The organism is Melissospora conviva (assembly GCF_049523535.1).
GTDB classification, from domain to species: domain Bacteria; phylum Actinomycetota; class Actinomycetes; order Mycobacteriales; family Micromonosporaceae; genus Melissospora; species Melissospora conviva.
Genome location: NZ_JBLLDT010000002.1, coordinates 822619 through 845776, shown reverse-complemented (window position 1 = coordinate 845776; position 23158 = coordinate 822619). Strand labels below are relative to the sequence as shown.

General features: G+C 69.5%; 20 protein-coding genes, 1 other RNA gene and 1 pseudogene. 15 read left to right on the top strand and 7 right to left on the bottom strand.

Going from position 1 to position 23158, the window contains the following annotated elements:
* Positions 1-304 precede the first annotated feature (304 nt).
* Entirely contained in the window at positions 305-766 is a 462-nt protein-coding gene (locus ACK8GG_RS08860; RefSeq protein ID WP_440356021.1) for a bifunctional DNA primase/polymerase, read from the bottom strand.
* Positions 767-1226: 460 nt separating this feature from the next.
* On the opposite strand from ACK8GG_RS08860, the gene ACK8GG_RS08855 reads away from it, so the two are divergent.
* From ACK8GG_RS08855 to ACK8GG_RS08830, 6 genes are all read left to right on the top strand, one after another.
* Positions 1227-2456, top strand: a complete 1230-nt coding sequence (locus tag ACK8GG_RS08855) for a helix-turn-helix domain-containing protein (RefSeq protein WP_440350530.1) — start codon at positions 1227-1229, stop codon at positions 2454-2456.
* 7 nt (positions 2457-2463) lie between these two features.
* A complete protein-coding gene (locus tag ACK8GG_RS08850; protein WP_440356020.1) occupies positions 2464-3042 on the top strand; it encodes a flavoprotein in 579 nt (192 codons plus the stop codon).
* Between the two features lie 170 nt (positions 3043-3212).
* Positions 3213-4079 carry a Nif3-like dinuclear metal center hexameric protein gene (locus ACK8GG_RS08845; RefSeq protein ID WP_440350528.1) on the top strand — a complete coding sequence of 289 codons (867 nt, stop codon included), beginning with the start codon at positions 3213-3215 and terminating at the stop codon, positions 4077-4079.
* 3 nt (positions 4080-4082) lie between these two features.
* Positions 4083-4823, top strand: a complete 741-nt coding sequence (locus ACK8GG_RS08840) for a zinc ribbon domain-containing protein (RefSeq protein WP_440350527.1) — start codon at positions 4083-4085, stop codon at positions 4821-4823.
* Positions 4820-6028: a bifunctional RNase H/acid phosphatase gene (locus ACK8GG_RS08835; RefSeq protein ID WP_440356019.1), complete on the top strand. Its 1209-nt coding sequence runs from the start codon at positions 4820-4822 to the stop codon at positions 6026-6028. The genes ACK8GG_RS08840 and ACK8GG_RS08835 overlap by 4 nt, the downstream gene beginning before the upstream one ends.
* A 390-nt stretch (positions 6029-6418) precedes the next feature.
* Positions 6419-9337 carry a beta-glucosidase gene (locus ACK8GG_RS08830; RefSeq protein WP_440356018.1) on the top strand — a complete coding sequence of 973 codons (2919 nt, stop codon included), beginning with the start codon at positions 6419-6421 and terminating at the stop codon, positions 9335-9337.
* A gap of 157 nt (positions 9338-9494) precedes the next feature.
* On the opposite strand, the gene ACK8GG_RS08825 is transcribed toward ACK8GG_RS08830, so the two are convergent.
* Entirely contained in the window at positions 9495-10442 is a 948-nt protein-coding gene (locus ACK8GG_RS08825; protein ID WP_440356017.1) for an EamA family transporter, read from the bottom strand.
* 45 nt (positions 10443-10487) lie between these two features.
* Here ACK8GG_RS08825 and ACK8GG_RS08820 point away from each other — a divergent pair, with 45 nt between their 5' ends.
* Positions 10488-11027 (top strand): MarR family winged helix-turn-helix transcriptional regulator, encoded by a 540-nt coding sequence (locus ACK8GG_RS08820; RefSeq protein WP_440356016.1) that lies wholly within the window; start codon positions 10488-10490, stop codon positions 11025-11027.
* 96 nt (positions 11028-11123) lie between these two features.
* Here ACK8GG_RS08820 and ACK8GG_RS08815 read toward each other — a convergent pair whose 3' ends face one another.
* The gene (locus ACK8GG_RS08815) at positions 11124-11894 is read right to left on the bottom strand and encodes a sulfite exporter TauE/SafE family protein (RefSeq protein WP_440356015.1); all 771 of its coding nucleotides are present in this window, start codon (positions 11892-11894) and stop codon (positions 11124-11126) included.
* Between the two features lie 197 nt (positions 11895-12091).
* On the opposite strand from ACK8GG_RS08815, the gene rnpB reads away from it, so the two are divergent.
* The 4 genes and pseudogenes from rnpB to ACK8GG_RS08795 all read left to right on the top strand — a co-directional run bounded on the left by rnpB (position 12092) and on the right by ACK8GG_RS08795 (position 16782).
* An RNA gene (gene rnpB / locus ACK8GG_RS08810) (RNase P RNA component class A) lies at positions 12092-12506 on the top strand.
* Between the two features lie 747 nt (positions 12507-13253).
* The gene (locus ACK8GG_RS08805; protein WP_440356014.1) at positions 13254-15335 is read left to right on the top strand and encodes a hypothetical protein; all 2082 of its coding nucleotides are present in this window, start codon (positions 13254-13256) and stop codon (positions 15333-15335) included.
* 428 nt (positions 15336-15763) lie between these two features.
* A pseudogene (locus ACK8GG_RS08800) lies at positions 15764-16012 on the top strand (tyrosine-type recombinase/integrase); the annotation flags it as partial.
* An 83-nt stretch (positions 16013-16095) separates the two neighbouring features.
* Complete coding sequence (locus tag ACK8GG_RS08795) at positions 16096-16782, top strand: HNH endonuclease (protein WP_440356012.1); 687 nt, start codon at positions 16096-16098, stop codon at positions 16780-16782.
* A gap of 169 nt (positions 16783-16951) precedes the next feature.
* Here ACK8GG_RS08795 and ACK8GG_RS08790 read toward each other — a convergent pair whose 3' ends face one another.
* Positions 16952-17335 (bottom strand): MmcQ/YjbR family DNA-binding protein, encoded by a 384-nt coding sequence (locus ACK8GG_RS08790; RefSeq protein ID WP_440356011.1) that lies wholly within the window; start codon positions 17333-17335, stop codon positions 16952-16954.
* Positions 17336-17520: 185 nt separating this feature from the next.
* On the opposite strand from ACK8GG_RS08790, the gene ACK8GG_RS08785 reads away from it, so the two are divergent.
* Both ACK8GG_RS08785 and ACK8GG_RS08780 read left to right on the top strand, forming a co-directional pair.
* Positions 17521-18216 carry a hypothetical protein gene (locus tag ACK8GG_RS08785; RefSeq protein ID WP_440356010.1) on the top strand — a complete coding sequence of 232 codons (696 nt, stop codon included), beginning with the start codon at positions 17521-17523 and terminating at the stop codon, positions 18214-18216.
* Positions 18213-18569, top strand: a complete 357-nt coding sequence (locus ACK8GG_RS08780) for a transcriptional regulator (RefSeq protein ID WP_440356009.1) — start codon at positions 18213-18215, stop codon at positions 18567-18569. Before ACK8GG_RS08785 ends, ACK8GG_RS08780 begins: the two co-directional genes overlap by 4 nt.
* Positions 18570-18584: 15 nt before the next feature.
* Here the strand turns inward: ACK8GG_RS08780 and ACK8GG_RS08775 are convergent, their stop codons facing one another.
* Complete coding sequence (locus ACK8GG_RS08775; protein WP_440356008.1) at positions 18585-19046, bottom strand: hypothetical protein; 462 nt, start codon at positions 19044-19046, stop codon at positions 18585-18587.
* A 33-nt stretch (positions 19047-19079) separates the two neighbouring features.
* Complete coding sequence (locus ACK8GG_RS08770; RefSeq protein WP_440356007.1) at positions 19080-20384, bottom strand: YncE family protein; 1305 nt, start codon at positions 20382-20384, stop codon at positions 19080-19082.
* Between the two features lie 181 nt (positions 20385-20565).
* Here ACK8GG_RS08770 and ACK8GG_RS08765 point away from each other — a divergent pair, with 181 nt between their 5' ends.
* A complete protein-coding gene (locus tag ACK8GG_RS08765; protein WP_440356006.1) occupies positions 20566-21726 on the top strand; it encodes an RsbRD N-terminal domain-containing protein in 1161 nt (386 codons plus the stop codon).
* 61 nt (positions 21727-21787) lie between these two features.
* On the opposite strand, the gene ACK8GG_RS08760 is transcribed toward ACK8GG_RS08765, so the two are convergent.
* Positions 21788-22318 (bottom strand): GNAT family N-acetyltransferase, encoded by a 531-nt coding sequence (locus tag ACK8GG_RS08760; protein WP_440356005.1) that lies wholly within the window; start codon positions 22316-22318, stop codon positions 21788-21790.
* A gap of 167 nt (positions 22319-22485) precedes the next feature.
* Between ACK8GG_RS08760 and ACK8GG_RS08755 the strand changes: the two genes are divergently transcribed.
* Complete coding sequence (locus ACK8GG_RS08755) at positions 22486-23157, top strand: enoyl-CoA hydratase-related protein (protein ID WP_440350515.1); 672 nt, start codon at positions 22486-22488, stop codon at positions 23155-23157.
* Position 23158: the final 1 nt, after the last annotated feature.

Here is a 23158-nt window from a genome sequence, read left to right as displayed (position 1 = left end):
GTCGCCCGCCGGTGTCCCTTGTCGTGATCACCGGTTGATGACTAGCGTCGGCGTACCAATTGCTGTCGTCAATGTCGTGTCGTGCCGGTCGTCCGCGTCCGTACGGCGGAAACGGATTTGATCTGTCATGGCCCACGCCGGGGCGTCGAGGGCCCGAGCGGGCGTCTTCGCGGCCGATCGTCGCCGTTGTCCGGCTCAGCTCCGCGTGGCCCGGCGGCGGTCAGCGGTGACCCGGCGGGGATCAGCGGTGGCCCGGCGGGGATCAGCGGTGGCCCGGCGGGGATCAGCGGTGGCCCGGCGGGGGTCAGCGGCCCTGTCGGGGCAGGGGCAGCCGCCCGGGCGTCGACAGAGCCACGGCCGGTCTCGGGGAGTTCAAGGCGTCGACCAGCAGGTTCTGCACGGCGTAGGAGTTCGGCAGGCGCCAGTGCGCGTGCTCCGGGGCGACCGCCCAGCGGACGGTGCCCTCCGGCAGCTTCGTCGGGGGAGCGGGAATCCACGAGCCGAGGCCGTGGCGGACCACGTGGAAACAGTGCTCCAACTCGGGGCGGAGCGGATGGCCGGGGCGGACCAGGAACATCCACCGGCCGGCGGGGGTGACGGCGACCGGCCCCGGCAGCTGCCCGTCGTCGTCGCCGGTGCCGCCGGCGAAGGGTTTCATCCGATCCGTCGCCCGTTGTCCGAGGTAGGCGGGCGCCTCGATGACGTCGAAGGTGCGCCCGGTCGGCAGCAGCACCGAGTGCGGGCGGCTACGCCACCAGGTCGCCACCCGGGCCGGATCGCAGCTCGCGCCCCCTGCCAGTTCTCCAGCGCCGGATGGCAGCCAACGGTCGGGCAGCCGGGCCGGCCGCAGACGAATCTGCTCCGGGCCAGGCAGGCGCCGGGGGTGACGTCCCAGCCGTGGGTGGCGTACCGGACGGCGACGCGCCGCAGCCGGACCCGGTCCAGTGGTGCCAGTTGGCCGACCCTCGGCCCGACATTTGCCCACATGGCGCCAGCTCCCTCCGGTTCATCGATGATCACCGCTGTCGAGGCGTCACCGGCGTGTCCCGTGGTCGTTTGACCGGACGAAAGGTTCGTGCAACTTGCACGAAGGTACGAGCCGGGGTCCTGGAACAGACGTACAGCAAGTGCGATCGGCCCGCCTGACCGGCCGATCGGCCAGCAAACCGCCGGAGGGCCGCCGGCGCAGACCGAGCAGCCGCGCCGGCGGGGACGAGGGGAACGACGTGGACGAACTGCCCATCGGACGACGGGTGGCGTACTGGCGCGGCCGGCGCAAGCTGTCGCAACAGGTCTTCGCCGACCGGTTGGGCAAGTCCAAGAGCTGGGTCGACAAAGTGGAGCGGGGCGTCCGCCGGCTCGACAAGTTCTCCGTGCTCTACGAGATCGCCGACATCCTCGAGGTCGACGTCCAACTGCTCGTGGGCAAGGACCCCGAGCGGCGCACCGACGCGCTCAACTGCATCGACCAGATCGAGGTCGACGAGATCCGGGCCGCCCTGGAGCGCTACGACTCGATCACCGCCTACTTCCACGCCGCGCCCTGCCCGCCGCCGCTGCCGGAGATGCGCAAGGCGGTCAACCACGCCTGGCTCACCTACCAGTACGCCCGATACGGGGTGCTCACCCGCGCCCTGCCGAAGCTGCTGCGCGAGGCCCAGGCGGCCGACGCGGCGTACCAGGGGGAGCAGGGGGCCACCGCCGCGCACCTGCTCGCGCAGGTCTACCAGATCGCCTCCTCGGTGCTGCGCAAACTCGGTGAGTGCGACCTGGCCTGGCTCGCCGCCGACCGCTCCCTCGGGGTCTCCCAGCGCGCCAACGATCCGCTGCTCGCCGGCATCGCCACCTACCGGGTCGGCAACGCGATGCTCGCGCTCGGCCGCGGCCGACCCGCCCTGGAACTCAACGTCAACATCGCCAACCGGCTCGCGCCCGGTGGCGTGAACGAGGCGACCCCGCAGCGCCTCTCCGTCTACGGGATGCTGCTGCTGCAGGGCGCGATGGCCGCCGCCCGCATCGGCGACGCCGCCACCGTGCGCGACCTGATCGGCGGCGCGGAGGAGGCGGCAAACCTGCTCGGCGCCGACCAGAACCACTACTGGACCTGCTTCGGCCCCACAAACCTGGAGCTGCACCGGGCCGCCGCCGCCGTCGAGCTGGGCGAGGGGGGCCGGGCGGTCGAAACCCACCTGCAGATCATGGGCAGCCCCGGCTTCGACGCGCTGCTGCCGGAGCGCCGGGCCCACCACCTGCTCGACACCGCCCGTGGGTACGCCCAGATCGGCGACCTCGCCAACGCCGGGGAGATGCTGCTGCAGGGCGACCGGCTCGCCCCCTCGGAGATCCGTTGCCGTCCCATCGCCCACGAGCTGATGGCGGACGTGCTGAGGCGTACCCGGGGCACGCCGCCGGCGCCGGTCGCCGAACTCGCCGCGCACATGGGCGTGGGCATATGAGCCGCCGGTGACCCGGCGCGACACCGTGGCCCGGCGCGGGGTGCTCTACGTGGTGGCGTGCGGCTCGCCCGTCAGCCGGCACGTCGGGCAGGGAGTGCGGTTGGCGCAGTGCGACGGCTGGGAGGTCTGCGTGATCACCACCCCGGCCGGGCGCAAGTTCTGCGACCCGGCGGCGCTGCGGCGCCAGACCGGCCACCCGGTGCGCAGCAGCTACAAGGAACCGGGCGACCCGGACGTGCTGCCGGCGCCGACCGCGCTGCTGGTCGGCCCGGCCACCTTCAACACCATCAACAAGTGGGCCGCCGGGATCGCCGACACCCTCGCCCTGGGGCTGGTGCAGGAGAGCCAGGGGAAAGGGCTGCCGATCGTGGCGATGCCCTTCACCAACACGGCGATGGCCGCCCACCCGGCCTTCCGGGCCAGCCTGGCGCGGCTGCGCGACTGGCAGGTCACCGTCCTCTTCGACGACGACATCAGCCCTGCCCACGCCCCGGGCACCGGCGAGGCGGTGCTGCACCGCTTCCGCTGGGACGTCGGCGTGGCCGCCCTGCGGAGCCGGACGTGCCGGGCGTACCCGGTGGTCTGAGAACCCGCCGCCGCGCCCGGCCCGCGGACGGGCCGGCCGGCTCCGGCACGGGCGCCGGACGCGATCCGGTGGCGCAGCCGGGCGGCGGTGTGGTGCGGCCCGGACCCGATCCGGTGGCGCAGCCGGGCGGCGGCGTGGTGCGGCAGCTCACGCCGGTAAGCTGAGCCGCCGTGGACACCACCGGATTCCCGCCACCCACCGTCGCCGACGTGGTGGCCGCCCTCGAACGGCGCTTCCCGCCCGCCTGGGCCGAGTCGTGGGACCGGGTCGGGCTGGTGCTCGGTGAGCCCGGCGCGCCGGTGACGACCGTCGCCTGCGTCGTCGACTGCGTCCCCGAGACCGTCGCCGAGGCCCGCGCCGCCGGCGCCGACATGATCGTGGCGCACCATCCGCTGCTGCTCAAGGGCGTCTCCTCGGTCGCGCCCGTGACGTACAAGGGGCGGATCATCCACGACCTGATCCGCAACGACATCGCCCTCTACGTCGCCCACACCAACGCCGACACCGCCAACCCCGGCGTCTCCGATGCCCTCGCCGACCGGTTCGGCCTGCTCAACCTCCGCCCGCTGCACCCGGCCCCGGCCGGCACCCCCGCCGCCGGTGACGGACGCGGCCTGGGCCGCGTCGGCGAACTGCCCCGCCCGATGACCCTGGCCGAACTGACCGAGTACGCCGCCGCGGTGCTGCCCGCCACCGTCTGGGGCGTACGCGCCGCCGGTGAGCCGCAGCGGGTCATCCGTACCCTGGCGGTCAGCGGCGGCTCCGGCGACAGCTTCCTGGCCGACGCGACGGCCTCCGGCGCTGACGCCTATCTCACCGCCGACCTGCGACACCACCCGGCCGGCGAGCACATCGCCGGGGCCGGACCGGCGCTGCTGGACGCCGCCCACTGGGCGACCGAGCGCCCGTGGCTCGACCCGCTCGCCGCCTACCTGCGTGAGACGGTGGGCGTGCGCACGACCGTGTCCGATCTGGACACCGATCCGTGGACGGTGCACGCCGCCGCACCCGCACCCCCCGAGGACAAGGAGTCCTGACAAGTGAAGGCCGACCCGCAAGCTCAGCGCCGCCTGCTGGATCTCCAGGCGATCGACACCACCCTCAACCAGCTCGCCCACCGGCGCCGCAACCTGCCCGAGCTGGCCGAACTGGAGGCGCTGGCGCGGGAGCTCTCCGCGCTGGAGGACGAGCGGGTCCGCGCCCAGGTCGCCGTCGACGACCTGGACCGGGACATCGCCCGGCTGGAGAAGGACGTCGATCAGGTCCGGGCCCGCAAGGAGAAGAACGAGAACCGCCTCGCCGCCGGCAGCGGGCCGGCCCGGGAACTGGAGGCGCTCCAGCACGAGCTGACCTCACTCAAGCGCCGGCAGAGCGACCTGGAGGACAGCGAGCTCGAGTTGATGGAGCAGCGCGAAACCGCCCAGGCGGTGCTCGACGGGGTGCAGACGCGGCTGGTTGCCGCGCGCGACAAGCGTGAGCAGGTCGAACGCCGCCGCGACGAGGTGCTGACCGACATCGCCAAGGAGGAGCGGTTCAAGACCTCCGCCCGGGTGCCGCTCGCCAACGACCTCCCGGCCGACCTGGTCGCCCTCTACGACAAGATCCGGGAGAGCTCCGGCGGGCTCGCCGCGGCGCTGCTGACCGGCGGTCGCTGCGGCGGCTGCCGGCTGGACCTGGCCGCCGGCGACAAGGCCCGGATCAGGGCCGCCGCCCCGGACGAGGTGGTGCGCTGCGAGGAGTGCCGGCGGATCATGGTCCGGACCAACGAGTCGGGCCTGTGAGCGCCGGACTCCGGGTCGTCATCGAAGCCGACGGCGGATCCCGGGGTAACCCGGGCCCCGCCGGATACGGCGCGGTGGTCCGGGACGCGGCGACCGGCGCGGTGCTCGCCGAACGCTCCGAGTCGATCGGCGTCGCCACCAACAACGTCGCCGAGTACCAGGGGCTGATCGCCGGGCTGACGGCCGCCGCCGAACTCGGCGCCACCGTCGTGGAGGCCCGCCTCGACTCCAAGCTGGTCGTCGAGCAGATGGCCGGCCGCTGGCAGATCAAGAACGCCGGACTGCGGCCGCTCGCGACCGAAGCGGCGGCGCTGGTGCGCCGCTTCGACTCGGTGACCTTCGGCTGGATTCCGCGCGAACGCAACAAGCACGCCGACGCGCTGGCCAACGCCGCGATGGACCGGGCCGCCGGCAAACCGCCGAAGGCCGCGCCCGCGCCGGAGGCACCCCGCCAGGTCGCCGCCGTCGACTCGCCGGCCCGCGCCGAGGCCCGGGCGGCCGCCGCGCGCGCCTCGGCGCGGACCGCCACCGCCGAGGAGCCGGCCACCGGCACCGGATCCTGGACGCCGCGCCCCGCCTCGACCGCCACCCGGCTGGTCCTGGTCCGGCACGGCGAGACCGACCGTACCGCGCAGCGGCGCTACTCCGGCCGCGGCGACGCCGCTCTCACCGACCGGGGGGTGGCGCAGGCGAAGGCCGCCGCCCGCCGGGTCGCGCAGCTCGCCCCCGACGCCGCAGCGGTGGTCAGTTCGCCGCTGTCGCGCTGCACCGGGACCGCGGCGACGATCGCCGCTGCGCTCGGTGGCCGGCCGGTGCTGCACGACGAGGAGCTCATCGAGTGCGACTTCGGCGTCTGGGAGGGGCTGACCTTCGCCGAGGTGCAGGCACAGTGGCCGCAGGAGATGACCGACTGGCTCGCCTCGCCGGAGGTCGCCCCGCCCAAGGGCGAATCGTTCGTGCAGGTCGGGGAGCGGGTACGGCACGCGCTGCGGCGGCTGGTCGAGGCGTATCCGGCGGAGACGGTGGTGGTGGTCTCCCACGTCTCGCCGATCAAGCTGCTGCTGCGCGACGCGCTCGCCGCCGGTGATGGCTTCCTGCACCGGCTCTTTCTCGACCCGGCCGGCATCTCGGTGGTCGACTTCTGGCCCGACGATCAGGTCGCGGTCCGCACGGTCAACGACACCGCCCACCTCGCCGGTCTCTGACGTCCGGCCCCCGCTGCCCGGTGTCGTCGATCGTGTCGGCGCCGGGCGGTCACTGCGGGCGATTTTCACCCGCCGGCTGCTTGCTGGGGTGTTTCCAGCAGGTCGTTGCGTCTTGTCCTCGTTGTCCCGTATGCCGCTCGGCGCAAGAATCGGGCATGTACCCAACTATCAGGATCTTCTCAGGCTTACCACCTGAAATCGGTCAACAGCCATATGGTGACCCCAGAGCTGATTAGTCCCAATAGGGCATCGCTGCCCGCAAGGGGGTCAAATATGTCTGTACTTCATGATTCTGGGGTGTCCCACCCCGGCCGGCGCAGACGGCAACGCCGTCGCCGGCCGGTGGTGTGGGCACTCGCGGTCGCGCTCTGCGCGTCCACGCTCGTCAGCGTGAGCCCCGCGTCGGCGCAACCGCCCGCGGACGCGCCATGGCTGGACACCAGCCTCTCGCCCGACGAGCGGGCCGACCTGCTCGCCGCGGCGATGACGCTGGAGCAGAAGGTCACGCTCCTCTCCTCCGGCGGCAGTGAAGCCCAGGCCATCCCGGAGGTCGGCATCCCGGCCCGCCGGGAGATCGACGGCGCCACCGGCGTCATCACCGGCGGGCAGCCCACCACGGCGTTCCCGGCCGGCAGTTCCATCGCCTCCACCTGGAACCCGGCGCTCGCGCGGGCCTTCGGCCGGCAGGCCGGCCAGGAGGCGTACCTGCTGGGTTGGTCCGGCTGGGCCGGCCCCGAGGCCGACATGGTCCGCAACCCGTTCTTCGGCCGCCAGTACGGCAGCTACGGCGAGGACCCGCTGCTCGGCGGCATCATGCCCGCGGCGGTCGTCAACGGCGTCAACCAGAACTCGGGCGTCTACTCGCTCTCCAAGCACTACGTGGCAAACACCCAGGAGACTCAGCGCCGCACGTTGAACAACGTGATGGACGAGCGCACCCTGCGGGAGATCTACGTCCGCCAGTGGGAGCCGATCGTCGCCGCCGAACCCGGCGCGGTGATGTGCGCGTTCCCGAGATTCCGGGGCGAGTACACCTGCGAGAACGAGCACCTGCTCCAGGACATCCTGAAGGGTGATCTCGACTTCGAGGGCTGGGTGTCGTCGGACTTCAACGCCTGCACCTCCTTCGAGGCGTTCCTGGCCGGCGCCGACGTCTGCGGACCCGGTGAGGAGTTCTCCGGGGAGAACCTGCTCAACGCCGTGGAGAACGGCACCATCCCGATGGCCCGCTTCGACGACATGATCCACCGGGTGCTGCGTACCTACTTCGCGCGCGGGCTGATCGACAACCCGCCGCCGGGCAGCCTGGTCAACCCCAGGCCGGTCCCGGACCCGCTGCCCGACGACGTCGTGCAGGCCGGCCGGGACACCTCCTACCGGATCGCGGTGGACGGCTCGGTGCTGCTGCGCAACCAGCGGCGCGCCCTGCCGCTGAACCCGCGCCGGCTGGACTCGATGGCGCTGATCGGCGAGGGCGCCGACCGGTACATCACCGGCTTCGGCAGCGACATCGTGATCAACCCGACCTCGGTGACGACCGTCCTGGAGGGGCTGCAGGACCGCGTCGGCGACGACGTCGACATCGACTACGTCGAAGGCATGGACCCGGTCCGCATCGGTGACACCCTGCCCGGCCCGCAACCGGTGCCGTCGTCGGTGCTGCAACCTGCCGAGGGGACCGGCAACGGCCTCACCGCGCAGTGGTTCACCAACCCGGACTTCGCCGGCACCCCGAACACCACCCGCGTCGAGGACCAGGTCAACTGGGGCCAGGGCCTCGGCGGCACGTTCGCCACCTTCGGGTACGACCCGTCGCCGGCGCCGAAGCTGCCGGACGCGTTCCTTGGCACTCCGAACCCGTCGGTGCGCTGGACCGGCACGATCAACCCCGTCGCGGGCGGGACCTACCCACTCGGGGTCACCTACCTCGGTGAGGTGACCGTCTTCATCAACGGTGCGGAGGTCTTCAGCGGCTCGACCGACACGGTCACCAGCGAGACGTTCGACGTCGACCTGGAAGCCGGTGAAAGCTACGACGTGCGCATCGACTACATCGCCAACGCGCCGGACCAGTGCTGCCCGGCGAGCACGAACATCGGCCCGGCGATCCGCTTCACCTGGGACCCGCCGGTGAACAACGCCTCCCCGCAGATTCAGGAGGCGGTCGAGGCCGCTCGCAACTCCGACGTCGCGGTGATCGTGGCGAACGACTACCTCGGTGAGTCCCTGGACCGCGGCAGCCTGACGCTGCAGCAGAACCAGGACGATCTGATCCGGGCGGTGACCGCAGCCAACCGGAACACGATCGTGGTCCTGACCACGGGGGCTCCCGTGCTGATGCCGTGGCTCAACCGCACCGCCGCGGTCTTCGAGTCCTGGTACCCGGGCCAGGAGCAGGGCGCTGCCATCGCGGCGCTGCTCTTCGGTGACGAGAACTTCTCCGGCCGTACGCCGCTGAGCTGGCCGCGCTCGGAGGAGCAGGTCACGCAGGGACCGGGCGTCGGTGAGGGGCTCGGCATCGAGAACCCGTACTTCGACGTCAACAAGCCCAACCCGGAGGTGGTGTACCGCGAGGGAGTCTTCATCGGCTACCGCGGTTACCAGCAGTTCGATCTCGACCCGCTCTTCCCGTTCGGGTACGGCCTGTCGTACACCAACTTCCGGCAGACCCGCCTGCAGATCCAAGACCCGGTGCTCGCTGTCTCGCGCGGTGGGAACTCCACTGCGGAGACCGTCACCGCCGAGGGAGACCGCGGTCGGGACAAGTGCAAGGACCGAGGTGGCAAGGACCGGGGTCGGCACAAGGACAAGTGCAAGGACCGGGACAAGAAGTGCACCTGGGGCAAGGGCGCGGGCCATGACCGGAAGAACGGCATGGGCTGGGACAAGGGCGCGCACCGGGACAAGTGCAAGGGCCGGGACGGCTTTGTGCGGGTCAAGGTGCGTAACACCGGCCGGGTGACGGGTACCGAGGTGGTGCAGGTCTACAACGGCCGGCTCCCCACCGACGAGGTCGACACCCCGCCGCGTCAGCTGCTGGGCTGGGAGCGGGTCACCCTGCGCCCGGGCCAGAGCCGCTGGGTCACCATCCCGATCCGGCTCAACACCCCGGAGCACCGCCTGGCGTACTGGTCGGAGGAGCAGGACCGCTGGGTGACACCGACCGGACGGGTTCGCATCTACGTGGGTGAGAACTCCGAGGATGTCGAGCTGCGGGGCACCATGACCGTCCGGCAGGCCCGGTACGTCCCGGGCCGGGGCCACGGTCACGGCAATGGCCACGGCCACTGGTACGGGCATCAGATGTAGCAGCAGCTAGCTGCCGCCGCCCGGTGTCGTCATCTGCTGACGGCACCGGGCGGCGTCTTTCTGAAGATCCGCGCAGCTCCCCAACACCTGCCCGCACTTTCAAGATCCGCGCAACTTCCCTGAAGTTGCTGTCATCAGCGGACCGGATGCCGCAGTTTCAGGGAAGTTGCGCGGACTCTGTGCGGGCGCGGCCCGGAGAAGTGGGCTCGGGAGAGGGCTTGCGGTGGCGGCGCGGTGGGCGGTGCGGGGCGCAGCGGTGGGCGGTCTGGGCGGTGAGCAGCGCGCCGAGGACGACGGCCGCGCCGATGCCCTGGGCGAGGGTGAGGCGCTGGTCGAGCGCGAGCCAGCCGATGGCGGTGGCGACCAGCGGGCTGAGCAGCCCGAGGAAGGAGACCTCGGTGGGGGAGAGGGCGGCGATGCCGCGGAACCAGAGGGTGTACGCCAGCGCGGCGCCGATCAGCGACAGGTAGGCGTACCCGGCGAGGTTGCCCGTGGTCATCGCCGCCGGCGGTGGGCCTTCGACGACGAGCGCGATCGGCAGCAGGAAGAGGCCGCCGGCGACCAGCTGCCAGCCGGTGGTGACCAGCGGCGGCGCCGGGGAGGGCCAGCGCTTGCTCAGCACCACGCCGAGCGCCATCACCGCGGTCCCGCCGAGGGCGGCGGCGACGCCGAGGCCGTCGAGGCGGGCGTCGGCGCGCAGCACCAGCAGGCTCACTCCGGCGACGCCCGCCAGTGCGGCGAGAACCGTCCGCAGGGTCATCCGCTGCCCGAGCAGCAGTTGGGAGAGGCCGGCGACCAGCAGGGGACCGATGGCGCCCATGGTGGCCGCGACGCCACCCGGCAACCGGTACGCGCCGACGAAGAGCAGCGCGAAGAAGGCCCCGATGTTGAGCACCCCGAGTACGGCGGCGCGCCACCACCAGTCGCCGGTCGGCAGCCGGTGGGTGAGCGCGACGAGGAGGAGGCCGGCCGGCAGCGCGCGGATCGTCCCGGCGAGAAAGGGCCGGTCGGGCGGCAGGAGTTCGGTGGTGACGACGTAGGTGGTGCCCCAGATGGCAGGGGTCAGCCCGGTGACCAGCAGGAGTAAGACTCGATTTCTTAGCACTAAGAGAAATTATCTCAGCGCTAAGGGATTGGCTAGAGTTGCGGCATGGATCACGGCAAACAGGCGGAGCGCGCCGACCAGACGACCGAGGTTGGCCGGGTGGATCACGTGGACCGGGTGCTGGCGCAGTGGGCGCGGCAGCGGCCCGACCTGGACGTCTCGCCGATGGCGGTGATCGGGCGGCTCTCCCGCGCCACCCGGCTGATCGACGCCGAACTGCGCCGCACCTTCGCCGCGCACGGCCTGGACGCCGCCTCCTTCGACGTGCTCGCCACCCTGCGCCGCAGCGACCCGCCGCACCGGTTGACCCCGGCCGCGCTCATGCGTTCGGCCATGGTCACCTCGGGGGCCGTCACCCAGCGCCTGGACCGGCTGGAGGAGCGGGGTCTGGTCACCCGTACGCGCAGCGCCACCGATGCCCGCAGCGTCGAGGTCACCCTCACCGCCCAGGGGCGGGACCTGATCGACCGGGCGCTTCCCGATCACGTCGCCACCGAGGAGCGGCTGCTCGCCGGGCTCGACGCGCAGGAGCGGACGGACCTTGCCGCCGGCCTGCGGCGACTACTCGAATCGCTCGACGGCTGAGGCGCCGCCCATCGCCGTGGTGCCCCGGGCAGCCGGCGGTACACGGGCCCCGGCCGGTCCGTACACGCTGGTCCTGGCTTCCGGGCGGGGCCGACGCTAGCCGCGGCCGGTGATCGCCGACCAGAGCAGGTAGAGCCCGATCGTGGTGCCGAAGACGACGATCGCGGCTTTGAGCACGCCGCCAGGCACGCGCCGGGCGATCCGGGCGCCGACCTGCCCACCGACGATCGTGGCGGGGGCGACCACCAGCGCGGCGAGCCAGTCCACCGGCCCGAAGAGCGCGAACACGACAACGGCGGTCACCCCGACCACCGCCGAGATCAGGTTCTTGAGGGCGGAGACCCGGGCCATCGTCTCGTCCAGCACCAGCGCCAGCCCGGCGACCAGGATGACGCCGAGGGCGGCGTTGAAGTAGCCCCCGTAGAGCGAACCGATCGCCACCATCACGTGCGCCCGCACGGCCGGCCGGCCGCCGGCCAGCGCCCGGGGTTGCCCGACGACCCGGCGCAGGCGTACCTGGAACGCCAGCACCGCCGTGGCGCCGAGGACAAGGAACGGCACGACGAAATCGAACGCGTCCTCCGGCGTGACCAGCAGCAGTGTCGCCCCCGCGAGCGCGCTGACCGCGGCGGTCGGCAGCAGCGGCCAGAGCGTACGGCGCTGCGGCAGGTCAATCCGGCTGGCCGCGACGCTGGATAGGTAGCCGGGCAGCACGCTCACCGAGTTGGTGACGGTCGCCGAGATCGGGGGCAGCCCGACCGCCAGCAGCGCCGGAAAGCTGATCAGGGACCCACCGCCGGCGATCGCGTTCACCGTCCCCGCCGCCAACCCGGCAGCGATCAGCAGCACAACGTCACTGAACCCCACCGCCCAGACCCTAGCCCCACCACCGGCCCGATTCGCCCCCCACACCCCACTGCCCTCCCGGCCCAGGCCCAGGCTCAGACCCAGACCGCGATCATGGCGTTGTGTGCACGACACGCCGTACGGGATGGCAATAACGTCATGATCGACGGCGTTGGGATGGGTGGACGGCGGCACCGCTAGACTTGGCGGGCGACGGACGAGTTGGCTGGGCGGTCGCGTCGGCGGGTCTTGTGCCCGTCGCCGAGGAACGTCCGGACTCCGTAGGGCAGGGTGGTTGCCAACAGCAACCCGGGGTGACCCGCGGGAAAGTGCCACAGAAAACAGACCGCCGGGCTTCGGCCCGGTAAGGGTGAAACGGTGAGGTAAGAGCTCACCAGCATTCCGGGTGACCGGAGTGGCTCGGTAAACCCCACCCGGAGCAAGGCCAAGAAGGGCCGCCACCGCGAGGTGACGGTCCGCGCAGACGCTTGAGGGCTGCCCGCCCGATGTCTGCGGGTAGGCCGCTCGAGCCTGCCGGCAACGGCAGGCCTAGATGGATGACCGCCGCCGGCGTTGTGCCCCCAGACGGCACGGCGTCGGAGACAGAATCCGGCGTACAGGCCGACTCGTCCGTCGCCCTGCAGCTCAGAGCCGTGGTCAAGGCTCTGAGCTGGCCGTTTATCTCGTGCTGTTGGTTGACCTTGGTCATCGTTGGGTGGCGTTTGACGGCCTAGGCACGGCCTGAGACGGCCTGGAGATGGCCTGAGCGAGGGCCAGCGGAACCCGAATACGGCCGCGTGCCCCGCCTCGTCCTGAGGGCGTTCCGGTGGCGGGTGGCTCTGCCGCTGTTCCGCCGGCTGTCGCGGATGCGGGGCACGTCCTGGCGGTGGAACTGCTGGGTGACCCTGCGACACGGTGGCAAGCCAGTCCCGGGGTTGGGGCTGGCGCGGCAGTCGGAAGCCCCGACCACCCGACCAGAGCGACCCACAGGCGTCCGTCACGGCCTCGCTGGAGCTGCTTCCTCTCCCTGTGGGGGCGGTATCCCGGCGGCTGTCGGTGGCTCGCCGCCGGCCGGGCTTGCCGCCCTGCACCGCGCGGAGCGCGGTGCCTTGATTCTTAGTAGAACGATTCGGCAGATGCAAGCCAAGACGCCTAAGGGTGCAGGGTTTTATTCCCGCTGGGGTGTACGACGGTGGCATCAGTGGCCATGGCTCGCTACAGTCATGACGGTCGCTAGCTCGCTGCCTTGGTGGATATGACCAGTGAAATCGCTAGCGACACCCGTAAAATTGCGATACCGACCTGGGGTGGCGTCGATTGCGAAATCGCTTTCTTAGTGGCTCGTGGCTGACGCTCGTCGGCCTCCTCGGATTGTTATTAATGGCGATCTTCTTGCCCGTCAAATCGTGGATAGTTCGCCACAACCCAGAAGAATTCAATGGCCAAGTGGGTTGGGCGAATATTTTGGCGTTCTCTGTCGGTGTGATTGGGGTAGTCCTCGTCATTGCCGATAGGCGTAAAGTAGATTCCAAGCCAACTGCGGAGCGACTGCAAGAGGTGGCGGAATTTCTTTCGATGGAGATTCTCCGGCGAGAAGGTCGCCAATTGGCGCATCTCCTGAGCACTGATGGTCTTGAGTCGCGCTCGGCCGTCCTCCGATTTTCCGTCAGCCGTAGACCCGACAATGGTAAGAGGAAGAGGGTCCGGCTACCTAGGAGTGGGAACACTGATGAGATAGTGCCGTACTTCCTCGAGCATACGCGTGGGCGGCTTTTGATTCGAGGGAGCGGGGGTAGCGGAAAGACGGTGCTCGCCTTAGCGCTACTCGTTGGGCTAATACAGGAGCGGCAATCCAAGTCGGGCAATTCCGATTCACTGCGAGCGCTCGGGGTGCCTGTCTATTTCAACCTTACCTCGTGGGATGTTGAAATCGAGCTAACTGATTGGATGATCGGCCAGCTTTCTGAGCGATACCGCCTTGCCTGGGGTATCTGTGCCCGGCTAGTTCATCACGGCATGGTGATTCCAGTACTCGACGGCTTGGATGAATTGCATGTGGCTGGCTCAGAACGTGCTTATTTGGCCGCTCGTGGTATCAATGATTTCATAGCGCAGACTCCAGGGGTAAAGATTGTAGTCGCTTGTCGATCGGGGGAGGATGTCTACGATCAGGTGGTGCGGTCCATCCGAGACGCAGACGAAATTACACTTTTGCCGTTAACGGCTTCAGAGGTAGTTAAGTACATTACAACCCAGTGTTCAGCTGAACCGAGCATGGAGGAGTGGTCGCCGGTTTTCGAGCGGCTGCGGCGGGGAGCCGGATCAACCGCTCTGCTTGCCGCACTCAGTACTCCCTGGCGGCTGACTGTGGCTGTGGCTTTTTATCGTAGTGGTGGTTCTACACGTGAGCTTCTACCCGCTGCTGACGTTGATGAGGATGGGCAGCTCAGGGTTGAACCACGCACGGCCTATGGGCGCCGCCTTGAAAACCTCTTGATTGGCAGCTTCGTCACGGCTAAAACTTCCATCTTCAAAGTCGGATGGATGAATCCTGTTTCGGCTGAAGTTTACCTACGTCGCCTCGCGCTTATGCTTGGCGTCGCAGAGCGACCAAGGTCTGAGATCATGTTGCACGAACTGCATGTTCTAGTTGATCAAAAGAGCTACCTGCGGGCACATAGATGGGTTTTCTGGATGATAGCTCACATCCCTTTCACTCTCTATGGGTTGATAACCTTCCTTGGTTACGAGGAGCGAAAGTCCGAGGAGTTCGTCGGGTGGTGGTGGGTGGGGACGTTCTTTCTGAATTTCATTTTGCTCGTCATGCTGATCTTGCGCCGCAGCTCCATTATGGGGCGGACTCCCCATCGACTAAGCGTCGGACGCTTCAGGTCTCGGCGCGCTCTATCTAGGATTTCTGCAGGATTGCTAATCGGTGCCGTTCTTAGCTTCTATGGCTGGAAAGTAATGGGATGGTACGGGTTGGGTATGGGTGCAGCCGTGGCGATTGTTTTCTTTGTGTCGGCAATGGGAGAAAGGTTGGAGGATGCCGATGTCCTTGAGCCTCGTGATGTCGTTAGGTATGACGCCGTTTATACGGTAATTGGAGGGGTGGGGGTCGGATTTTTCTCCGCCTTATACATCGGTGAATTGCTCGGTTTTTCCGCTGGCTTCATGCTGGGTGGGCTGGCTTTCATTGGCTGGCTCTACTCCTCCTCGGCTTCTCGCTATTTGGTCGCGGCATATGTCGCGGTAAATCATCATCTCTTGCCATTTCGGCTGGGGAGGTTTTTGGAATGGGGGCGTGCGGCGGGTTTGATCCGGGTTGCTGGCCTTGGTTACGAGTTTCGTCACGTCGAACTACAGCGCTTCCTTGCGAATGACGCAGTCTCGGTAAAGGGTGTCGACCATGACGAGTTGTTGACGGACGCAAACGTTATGCCCGTCAAGCCATCGGGTTAGGGTCGCTTCATAGCTCTGTTGTTGCGCTCATGCCTGGAGCAGCGGCATGGTGAACGTCAGCCTACTGATACGTATTACTTTCTACGGGAACGGCTAGACCGTATTTCAGTTCGCTGATTCGCACCCCTTCCTTCTGGGCGAAGACAGTTCGTCGGGCGGTGGCGTCGCCTTTGCGGTCGAGTTGGTAGCCGTCGAGCCATACCCAGTGGTCGTAAGTGACGTCCAAGTACGTCGACTGCGTCGAGCCTCAGCGCCCTTTGGCTCCTCACGCGCACTTCGCCATCCTGGGGACCATCCCCCGGGACATCCTGCGCACCGTGGCGGCGGCGACGTATCACAAGGTGTGGTGGCCCTCGGTCGACGTTCAGCGGTACACCGCTGACCGACCCCCGGTGTGGGAGGAGGACGCCTCTGCGTGGGTCGACCCCACCTTCGACGGCAAGAGCTGGCGTCCAGCGGTGGAAGCGGCCGGCATCGTCCCCACCCGGGCGACCGGGATGCACGCGCTGCGCCACTTCTACGCCTCCGCGCTTCTCGACGCAGGGGAGAGCATCAAGGCCCTCGCGTCGTACCTCGGGCATTCCGACCCCGGCTTCACGCTCCGGGTCTACACCCACCTCATGCCGTCTAGCGAGGAGTGGACACGCCATGCCATAGATGACCTGCTAGGCCGCTAGTGCTGCCAGCAGGCAGTAGCTGGATGGTTTAGCACGCTGATTCGAACGAAAGTCGCGCCGATGGTCGGCCTGGAGTGTCATAGGTGGGCGTTACTGTGCGTGCCGCGGTTGGTTTTCGTGAGGAAAGGATGAAGCTGGTGGGCGGTAGCCGTCGCGGCATGCCAACTCTCTACGGCATCGTGCAGTACTGGAGGGGCAGGTACGGTGAGGTCTTCCCAAACCTGCAAGCCTCCTACATCGGCTGGGGCGAGCCGTTCTGTTTCAGATGTGGCTGGTTGGCGCCGGTGGACGATACCCAGACAACCCTTGCTGCCGTTTGGAACTCCGCCCGAGGCTGGCTTGACCGCGCACACTTGCAGGACCTGGCCCTCGGTGGCTCCAACGGGCCGGAAAATCTCGTTCCGCTGTGTCGACAGTGCCACGACATCATGGACCCCTGCGAAAGCAGGGCAGAAGCGATCGCATACGTCAATGACGGGATTCTGGCCGATAGCTGGTGGCAGATACACACCGATGCCGTCTTCGGCTCTGAGGCGAATCTCGGCGTTCCCCGCAAGACGAAGATCATGCGGGACACGTACACCCGGTGGGTCGAGCAGATGCGCGTGATGGAAGCTGCCAAGCGTGGCGATCCGCAGGCGGTGAAGCGGCTAGAGAACATCCTGGAGTCGGCTAGACGCAGGGCGGAACACGAGGGCCGGAGCTTTGCGGTCACCATCGATGACCTGAGGGCAGCCAACCTCGTTGGAGATCGGACCTCGACCGGGTGACGGCCTGGAAACGGCCTGCACGGCACGTCGGCAGGCTCCACCCCTGTTCAGTGAGTGTGCGTTGATCTTAATCCGGCGTACAGGCCGACTCGTCCGTCGCCCTGTAGCTCAGAGCCGTGGTCAAGGGCTGGTCGCCCATCTGGTGCCGTTGGTCGACCTTGCGGAGTGCTCAGGGCCGTCGGGCGTCGAGCAGCGCGATCCTGCGTGCCCCGGCCGTATGTCGGTAGCTGGCGTCGAGTAGCTCCTCGACCTCGTCCCAGCCGTTGTCATCACTGAGGTCCACCCCGACCCATCCAGATGGGCCCAGGTAGGCCGGCGCGAAACAGCGGTCTTCCGCCAGCAGTGCCGCGCGCTCCTCGTGGTCAACCAGCACGATCACCGACTGGTCGTGCTGGTGATGGGCGCCGTCGACTTTCACCGATGCCCCGTAGTAGGCGAAGACTTTGGTGGTGTAGAAGGCGGGGCGCCCATGGGAGATCTTCTCGGCCGCGTCGGGGAAGGCCAGGGCGAGCGCCCGCACCCGTCCCAGAAGTGGGTCTGCCTCGTCAAACATGATGGGATGCGGCATATCAGAAGGTAAGCACATTCTGGGTCGCCACGGTGCCCTGCGCCCGCCTACGACGCCGTCGAGGGGGGCGGTGGCGATCACCGCCGGGCTCGCCGGCGCGGAAATCAGCGATCGATGCAACCTCGGCGATTTTACTAGCGCCAATCGGTTTGTCGTGCAAACCTATCTGCATGACTTCCGATGCGGTTCCTGCCGGCGGCGATCCCCGCCGGCTACTGGCTGATGTGCGCGGCCTCGCGCGCCGGGTCCGTCTTGCCCAGCGGGTGACCTGGCTGCCGTTGCTCGTGCTGGCCCTGGTGACGTTCGGGGCGATCCTGGTGTACCGGTCTAGCCAGCCGGTCCTCAGTGACTGCCGTGCGGTGGGCGAGGGTCAGGTGTGCAGGGCCTGGTACCAGACCGCACAGCTCTACTGGTGGTCGGCGCTGGTGCTCGCGTACGTGGTGATCAGCGCCGGGTACCTGCGGGTCGCCCGGGCCCGGGGGCTGGGTGCCCGGGTGCTGCCGTACGTGCTCACCGGTGTGGCGCTCGTCGTGCTGTCCGCCGCCGTCTCGGTGGTGTGGATGGCCCTCGGTGATCCGCATTACCCGGACGAACCGTCCACCTCAGCTCAGTTGCTGCTCCGTTTGCTCGATCCGACCGGCGTGATCGGATTGGCTCTGCTGATGCTGGCCTGGCTGGAGCGTCGCCGCGCGCTGCTGCTGTTCGCCCTCGGGTACCTGGCGGTGGTGCTGGTGCCGATCAACTTCGGGTGGGGGGCCGGCTGGGGGGACAAGTGGGGATTCGCGCCACAGTTGGTCATCAACGGCGGTCTGCTGCTGGGCAGCGCAGGCTTCGCGCTGGCGTCGCGGCTGAGGCGGCCCCGGTGAGCGGCGCCTTGGACAGCCCGGAGCCGGACGAGACTGATTCCCCGCATCCGGTCACCGGACTCGACGAACGGGTGCACCAGCGGGTTCGGCTCGGCATCCTCACCATCGCGCACGAGGCGCGCCGGGTCGAGTTCGGCTACCTGCGCACCCAGCTGGAACTCACCGCCGGCAACCTTTCCCAGCACCTCGCCGTGCTGGAGACGGCCGGCCTGGTCGAGATCGAGAAAGGCTACGCCGGCCGGCGCGGGCGTACCTGGATCACCCTCACCGCAGCGGGGAGCGCCGCCCTCGCCGAGGAAATCGCACGACTGAAGCTGCTGATCGCCCGGGTCGAGACGGCCGGTGGCCAGTAGTAGGGACGTTGCGGCTCACCTGCCGCCGGTGAAGGACTTCGCCGGTACGAAGAGCCGGTGGCCGGTCGGATAGTCCAGCCAGACGCCGTCACTGGTCCACAGGACGGTCAGCTGCGTCGGATCGGCTCCGCCCGCCTCGATGCGGATCGGGTGGCCGTACCCCGCGCCCGGGTCCCGGCCGATGACGATCTCGTAATGGTCGAGGGCCGAGGTGCCGTCCCCACCCAACCCGAGGGCGGCGATCGGCGCGCGTACGCGTTGCAACACGACGTAGTGCGTGCCGCCGTCGGCGTAGGTGACTTCCGCCGCCTGGGGGAACGACGCGACAGTGCTCCGTTGCGGCGTCCAGAGGAAGAGTCCCAGGACGACGAGGAGCACTGTCGCGCCACAGATGGCGATGACGGCGAGGCGCGAGGTGCGGGTGCGCGGCGCGGTCGCAGGTGTGTGCCGGCCGGCCGGGGTTGGCACGTGATTCATAGCCGGCAGCATCCACCCAGGAGTCAAACTCGGTCAGGGCGCGGTCCACCCCTCGCGGACGTGGCCGACGCGTACGCGCTGCGGGTGGTCGCCGACGGCGATGCTGGCGACCCGCTCGCCGGTGGCGAAGCTGATGGCGCTGACCCGGTCGGCGGCGGACTCGGAGATCACGCAGTCTCGGCCGTCGCCGCTGACGGTGGCCCAGTAGGGCTTGGCGGCGCTGACCAGCGGACCCTCCTGCAACGACGCGCGGTCCACGATGGTGGCGTAGTTGTCGACGGTGCCCGCCACGCAGAGCTTGCTGCCGTCGGGGCTCATCGACATGCCGTGGTGACGGGAGTCGTTGACCCAGGTGGTGCGGTCCGGGTTGGTGTCGGGGTTCATCGGCAGCGTCTTGACCCGGGTGATCCGGTCGGTGGCGATGTCGTACTCGAGGAAGCCGTTGAAGAACGACACCTGGAAGTAGAGCTTCGACTCGTCGGGGGTGAAGACCGCCGGCCGTACGGCGTCGGAGAGGTCGTTGCGCCCGTACGCGTCGAGCCGGTCCCGCATGTCGATCACGCGCGTCTGCCAGGTGGTGGTGTCGGCGACGGTGATGCGCCGGTCGCCCTTGGTGAAGTCCCAGAACGGGTCGTCCAGGTCGGTGGTGACCTCGCCGATCGACATGTTCCACAGGTAGCGGCCGTCGGCGCTGAAGATGTTCTCGTGCGGCTTGTCGCCGGTGGCGAAGTTGCCGAGTTCCCGGCCGGTGAAGATGTCGAGCACGTGCACCTTGTTGGAGGTGGAGGCCGAGATCGCGACCCGGGTCCCGTCGGGGGAGACGGCCATGTGGTCGGCGCGGAAGCCGGAGACCGGGAAGCGCCACTTCACCTTGCCGGTGGCCAGGTCGATGGAGACGACGTCGGCGAAGCTGGGCCGGGAGGCGACCAGGGCGCTGCCGTCCGGGGTGCTGTAGAGGTCGTCGACGAACTGGTCGTGCCCTTCGCCCGGGCCGAGCCGGATGCCGAGGAAGAAGGCCAGCCGGATCGGGTTCAGGTAGATCTCGGCGAGCCGCTTGTTCTTGTCCGGGATCACGTTGATCCGGCCGATCCTGGCGTAGTCGCCGCTGGATTCGATGACGTCGGCGGTGCCGTCCCAGTTGTTGCCGACGAACATCACCTGGTGCAGGCCGGCCGGCGCGGCGGCGACCGCCGGGACAGCGGCGACGGGAGCGGGAGCCGCGGCGGCAGCGACCGGGACGACGGCGACGGTCAGTGCGGTGAGGACGGCGAGCAGGCGGCCCCGGGCGCGGGCACGAGCGGGAACGGCGGGGACCGGTGGTGGGGAAGCGGGGACCATGGTGCGCTCCTGACTGCCGTGATGATTGGCGTTTCTCGATGCCGTCGGTGGTGTTACTTTGCGGTAACGGCAGCAAATCAACGCCGCGAGCACCCCTGATAGAGCACGAGAGCCAAAAACCCCACAGGTTTGTTGTGCCCCGGCCACAACCTCCACGGCCACGACTCGGAAGGGGCGGCGGATGGCGGTCACCGATCAGCGGGCCACCTTCGAGGCACTGCTCTGCGAGCTGCTGACCGACCCGCAGGTGGTCGAGGAGATCGTGGCGGCGGCCCGGTCACACGCGCCCGAGATCGCCCGGCTCTCCCCGGCCGAGAGTCGCCGGCACGTGACAGCGGTGCTCGCCGCCGGTCGCGGATCGGTCGGGGCGCGCCCGGGTACGCGGGAGCCGGACTTCGCCGCCGCCCGGCGCCTCGGTGCCGACCGGGCGGACCAGGGCATCTCGCTGGCGGGTCTGCTGCGCGGCGTGCAGGCCGGCCGGCGGCGGGCGGTGGAGACGGCCGTCGCCCGCGGCCGGGACGCCGGGATACCGGACGCCCTGCTGCTGGAGGCGCTGCTCGACCTCGACCGGTACGCCGACGCGCTGCAACGGGCGCTGGTCGAGGGCTACCGCCGTGCCGAGCAGGAGCTGCTGCACTCCCGGGAGGCCGCCGGTGGCCGGCGGCTGCTGCACCGCCTGCTGCTCGGTGAGGCGGCCGCACTCCGTCCGGAGGAGCTGGCCCGGTACGGGCTGCGTCCCGACGGCCTCTACCACTGCCTCGTCGCCGACGCTGCCGATGCGGTGGCGGCCCGGCTGCTGGAGCGCCGCCTGACCGGGCGCGGGGCACTGGCCGGGGTCGTCGAGGGCCGGCTGGTGGCGCTGGTGGCGAGGCTGCCCGCCGACGGGCTGGCGGACGCGCCGATGCTCGTGGTCGCCGCGCCGGCGCGGCCGCTGGACCAGGCGCCGCTGCTGCACCAGCTCTGCGTGGCGGCCCTGCGCGCGGGGCCGTCCGAGCCGGCCGGGCTGCACCGGCTCGTCGACCTGGCAGCCGAGACCGCGCTCGCCGCGCAGCCGGTCCTGGCCGAGCTGCTCGGCGACACCCTGCTCGGCGACCTCGACCCCGCCGACGAGTTCCACCGCGAACTCGCCGCGACCGCACTGGCCTATCTGGACCACGGTCAGCGCCTCGACCACACCGCGGTCGCGCTGCACGTGCACCCCAACACCGTCCGGTACCGGCTGCACCGGATCCAGCAGATCACCGGCATGCCGCCCACGCCCGCCGAGCCGGGCGCGCGGTGGAGCGTGCCACAGACCGTACGGTGGTGGTGGGCGCTGCGGACCTGGGTGCGGCGAACCTGACGCCGGCGCCGGGGCAGGCGGTTCGCCGCGGGCCTGTCCGTCTGCCCCGCGCCGGCCCGCGTTACGCGGACAGGTCGATCCAGTAGCGGCGGATCAGGCCGATCTCGGTCTCCCGGACGTCCTCCAGGACGCCACCGTGGTGGGCGATGACCCGCGCCGAGGCGGTGTTGTCATCGGCGCAGGTGACCAGTGCCCGGTCGATTCCCCGTCTGCGGGCGTGGGGGAGCACCGCGCCGAGCGCCCAGGTCGCCACCCCGCGCTTGCGCGCCGAGGGCCGTACGCCGTATCCGATGTGGCCGCCGGCGCGGAAGAGGAGATCGTTGAGGTGGTGCCGCAGTGCGATCGCCCCCAGCACCTCGTCGCCCTCGGTGATCCACCAGTACGTGGCGTGCACCCGGCCGTCGGGGGCCGGGAAGGACTCGTCGCCCTCGCGGCGCAGCCGCTGCACCCAGGCCTCGAACCCGGCCGCCGAGTCGACGTCGTCGGTGGCGAGCAGTCCGCTGCCGTCCTGGTGGGCGTCGCGGCCCCAGTCGTCGCGGGCGGCGAGCCAGGCGTGACGCAGCCGTACGGTCGGGGTGATCAATTCGGGCATGGGGTGACGGTAGCCATGGGCCGGCGGTCGTGGCCAGCGGTTTTAGCGGTGCGCGGGCGCTGCGGCGTATCGTGTCCGGCACCCCTCGCCCGAAAGTTACCAGTGAGTAATATGGTGCCGGTCACCCCGCGACCGCGAAGGTCACGCCACCGCACGAAGGAGCAGCAGTGCCCACTCTTGAGCGCCAGGACGACGTCTTCATCCTCGACATCGGTGACGGGGAGAACCGCTTCCACCCGGACTGGGTGACCGCCGTCCACCAGGCGCTCGACGAGGTGGAGCAGGCCGACGGCCCCCGGGCGCTGGTGACCGCCGCGACCGGCAAGTTCTTCTCCAACGGCCTGGACCTGGACTGGCTGATGGCCAACGCCGACCGGACCAAGGAGTACGTCGGCTCCGTGCAGTCGATCTTCGCCCGGGTGCTGACCCTCCCGGTCACCACCGTCGCGGCGCTGCAGGGGCACACCTTCGCGGCCGGGGCGATGCTCTCGCTGGCGCACGACTTCCGGGTGATGCGCGCCGACCGCGGTTTCTGGTGCCTGCCCGAGGTGGACATCCAGATCCCGTTCACCCTCGGCATGTCCGCCCTGATCCAGGCCCGGCTGGCCCCGCAGAGCGCCCACGAGGCGATGACCACCGGCCGCCGCTACGGCGGGCAGGAGGCGCTCGCCGCCGGCATCGTCGAACACGCCGTCGACGAGCAGAGCGTGCGGCGCACCGCCGTCGAGATCGCGCAGGCCCATGCCACCAAGGCCGGCCCGACCCTCGCCACCATCAAGACCCGCATGTACGCCCCCGTGCTCGAGGCGCTGGCCCGCAACGACGCCTCGCTGACCTGAG